Below are 2,393 nucleotides of genomic sequence, written 5' to 3'. Positions count from 1 at the left end.
CCATGGTAGATTACAGTCTAGCTATTTCCGATATGGCTTGGACATGATTGCTAATGCTTATCAAAGAGCAGCTTTTAGCATAAGAGACTTTAAGCTTTGTCTTAAAATTTTAAACCGACCGCTACAGGAGCTACTCAAATGAGAAAATCATCGTGTACAGAGATGAATACATCAGAGAAAACCAATATTCGTCTAGTTGATCCACAATACGCCATGCAGGAAAGTGAAGATTTATATTTTAAATCGAATCAAAAGGATATTAAAGCAGATAATTTAGAGAATATGCAAGATCAAATCAATCAGTACGAAGATATGCTTCAACAAGATGCACAAGCTTATGTAGACGAAGCAGAAGATAAGCTAGATAGCTAATACAAGTAATCAATAATAGGGAATGATCTGATGATTGAAAGTAATAAAACGATCGCACAAATGTTATCTCATATTAATGTATTAAATTCATTAACGGCTGCACAATTTCATGGCATAGTTAATGATCTAAACAACTTATCAAGAAAAGAAATATTTACAGAATACTATAAGCAAAATGGCTTATTTAATTTATTTGGTCGTTTTCATCAGGCTATCATTAAAATGTTAGAAGACAATGTGATGCTGTTGAGTGATCAATTGCATGATTATCATCAATTTTTACTTCACCATGGGAATCAATTATTAACTTTATCAAAGATATCCCAATGGCATGAAATATATAAACAACGTCATTTTGTTTATTTTTTAAAAGAAATAGAAAGCAATCAATTAAATCAATTGGGTGAAGATGAAATATGCCATATAATCGAAGTTATTAAAGATTTCTTTAATAAGGATTGCACTGGTTTTAATCAATCCTATCATTATCTCCTAGAAAATATTTTGATGAAACTTTATCGTCATATACAGATGTTTGGATGCTCTGATAGATTTTATAAAAACTATAAAACCTTGCATCAGCAATTAATTCAATCGCATATTAACTTTGATTTTTATATCGTAGATCAAAGCTTTTCAGTTGAAATCAACCCCTTATCAGAAACATTAGAAATAAATCCCGTTAATTTTAGCAATGCTCAAGCAATTGGTCCTAATTTTAAAGGTGTCTATTTTAATAATCAGCATATTCAAATGCTAAATATTGATGTACATCCTTATGGATTTGATGCTCAGCTGGATTTAGATTTAGTGATTAATAGTGAAAATTTACATCCAGAATATCTATATCTGTTTCATGGGATGCCTTTATCAATCGCAGTCATTATTCGTCAAACCTATCGTTTTAAAACACTGGAATTACCGGATAAATCTTTTGCTGAAACACTTGTGTATCATGGCTTCTCAATGAATCATAATCACGCCACTCTATTTTCTGGTTTTACAAAAAACCGGCATATAAAGCTATCCCTAGAATTCTGTGATCCATTAAAGGCACTTTTAAGTCAATCACATCCAATGCGTATTGTAAAACACGTTAATTATAATCAGTTAATGGATCAACTTTTAACACCTTTTATGAACCTAATCACCATGGACAAAACCAAAGCGCAAGTTTTAACCAAGATTCTTCATCCACAAATTTTTATTTTTTGTGCCAAAGAGGATCAGCGATCGCTTTATGATTTTTTCATTGAAACCTTAAAACATCATGGTGTTCATCTTCAATATCAATATCAGCTTAAATCAGAGAATCATGATGCACCTGATCAATCATTAGCTGACATTAAAATAACACCAGAAAGTCATTACATATGTTATGAAACATATGATACAAATGATGATTATATGCGCTCTTTTCAATTGCCTCAATCTCAATCAGAGTATAATGCTTGGAATTTCAATAATAGTTTAATTTCTAAATCAAACAGCATTGTATCACAAGCAGCATTATTTCATGTTAATGGTATTGAAAACGATACGCTGATTGCTGAATCAAAAGAAGAAAAATCAGATGATCAAGACAAGAATGGTCCCGTCCTGCCTACTTCAATTAAAATGGATTTTCTGTATGATGATTCCATCTGTATTATAAGTAATCAAAATTATTATCAAAAATATCAGGCTTTAAAAAAAGCACAATGGCAACAGTCTCAAAATTATCAATCTCAGTTTAGTGTAAGTTGGCATCAATGGCCTTTATTATCTACAAAATACCCTTCCCAACAAATCTTGGATTTACCAGACTGTTTACAAGGTAGTATTGCGCAATATAGCAAACAGGCAAAACTCGTCCATTATTGCTTGAAGATACGGCAAACACAACACATGAAAAGTTGGGTATCACAACACATTGAAAGGATCGCAGACAGTCAAGAGGATCTTAAAGAAAATCCACAGTTACATATTGAAAAATTAGGTATGCTATCATCACATTCTGATAAAAATAAAACTTTTCCAGA

General features: G+C 31.4%; 2 protein-coding genes. Both read left to right on the top strand.

All coding sequences use genetic code 11. The features are described from left to right. The first annotated feature begins 138 nt into the window (after positions 1 to 138). On the top strand, positions 139 to 372 hold the full coding sequence (locus DNK84_RS12990; RefSeq protein ID WP_119344901.1) for a hypothetical protein: 234 nt from the start codon (positions 139 to 141) through the stop codon (positions 370 to 372). 30 nt (positions 373 to 402) lie between these two features. Further along, positions 403 to 2,393 (top strand): hypothetical protein (locus DNK84_RS12985; RefSeq protein WP_162902466.1); only part of this gene is annotated, 1,991 nt, incomplete at its 3' end.

The sequence above is a fragment of the Facilibium subflavum genome, from assembly GCF_003574485.1.
GTDB classification, from domain to species: domain Bacteria; phylum Pseudomonadota; class Gammaproteobacteria; order Francisellales; family Francisellaceae; genus Facilibium; species Facilibium subflavum.
This window is presented reverse-complemented; position numbering and strand designations above follow the sequence as displayed.